Origin of the sequence: Tahibacter caeni, from assembly GCF_024609805.1 — a bacterium.
GTDB lineage: Bacteria > Pseudomonadota > Gammaproteobacteria > Xanthomonadales > Rhodanobacteraceae > Tahibacter > Tahibacter caeni.
The window spans coordinates 1-1100 of sequence record NZ_JANFVR010000661.1; the positions used below are offsets into that span (position 1 = coordinate 1).

Below are 1100 nucleotides of genomic sequence, written 5' to 3' on the forward strand. Positions count from 1 at the left end.
GCGACATTCGACGGCAGCGCGCCGGCCGCGCGCGCTGCCGCGCGCCGATGCCGCCGCAACGGCGCCGGATCAGCGGCTGACGGGCGGGCGATCGTCATCGTCGTTGCGGTTGCGGTCCCAGTAGTACAGCGCCGGAATCAGCAACGCCGCGGCCACGGCCCAGCGCTGGCCCGGCGTCAGCTTCGTCAGCTGCGTGCCGGTCGCGTTGCGGGCGTCGACGACGGCCGCGGCGCGATCGTCGTCATCGTCCTGCGCGGTCTCGCCGATGGCCTGCTGGAACGCGACGAGCCGCGGCGGCGCGCAGTCGGCCTGCTCGCCGATCGTCAGCAGCGAATCGCCGTCCAGGCGCTGGCTGCAGCCGCTGTTGAACGCGATCAGCGCCTCGGCGCCGTCGAGCGTCATCAGGCGGTCGCCCGGATACAGCGGCGCGCCGGCGGCGGCCGGCGCGACCTCGGCGCCCTGGGCCAGCAGCACTTGGCCGCCTATCGCGGCGAGATTCGCGACCGGCGCGCGGAGGATGGGACCTTCGCCGGCGGCGAAGGCGCAGGGACCGGCGCAAGCCAGCGCCAGCGCGAGCAGGATGTGCAGTTTCATGGGGTTCTCCCGTTGGCGGCGCGGCGCGCCGGCGCGCGCCGTGTCGTGGTCTGAGGCCGGCGCGGTCGTGCCGGCATGGATGAGCCGCGGCTTCATGGTCCGGCGACCGCCGTGGTCAGGCTCAGCGCGTCGAACCAGAGTTCGGCGCCGGCGTCGCGGCCGCTCGCGCGCACGGTCAGCTGCAGGCGCTGCGCCGTGCAGTCGCGCTCGGGCACGCGGAAATCGAGCGCAAAACGGTTCCAGGAACGGGTCGGCCGCGCCGTCGCGGCGCCGAGGCGCTGCACGCGCGGCGCGAGGCAGTCCACGCTCCATTCGGATTCGGGCAACACCTGTGCGCCGTCGGCGTAGGCCAGGCCTTCCAGGCGGTAGGCGCCGCTCGCGAGCAACATGACCTGCGACGCACCGGCGCCGTTGGTCAGCGGCCGGCCGTCCAGGCGCAGGCGCAGCGCCTGCGAATCACGCCCGGGCGCGGCGGCCACGGTGGCGACGGCGCCGTTGCCGCGGCG

2 protein-coding genes are annotated in these 1100 nt (G+C 75.2%); both read right to left on the reverse strand.

Going from position 1 to position 1100, the window contains the following annotated elements; genetic code table 11:
* Nucleotides 1-69 precede the first annotated feature (69 nt).
* Complete coding sequence (locus NON22_RS24665) at nucleotides 70-594, reverse strand: hypothetical protein (protein WP_257389623.1); 525 nt, start codon at nucleotides 592-594, stop codon at nucleotides 70-72.
* A gap of 92 nt (nucleotides 595-686) precedes the next feature.
* Nucleotides 687-1100: hypothetical protein (locus NON22_RS24670; RefSeq protein WP_257389624.1), on the reverse strand; the 414-nt coding region annotated here is incomplete at its 5' end.

What these genes read in the sequence shown, in the direction of transcription:
- NON22_RS24665 (WP_257389623.1), bottom strand. Translation starts at nt 594, where the DNA reads ATGAAACTGCACATCCTGCTCGCGCTGGCGCTGGCTTGCGCCGGTCCC.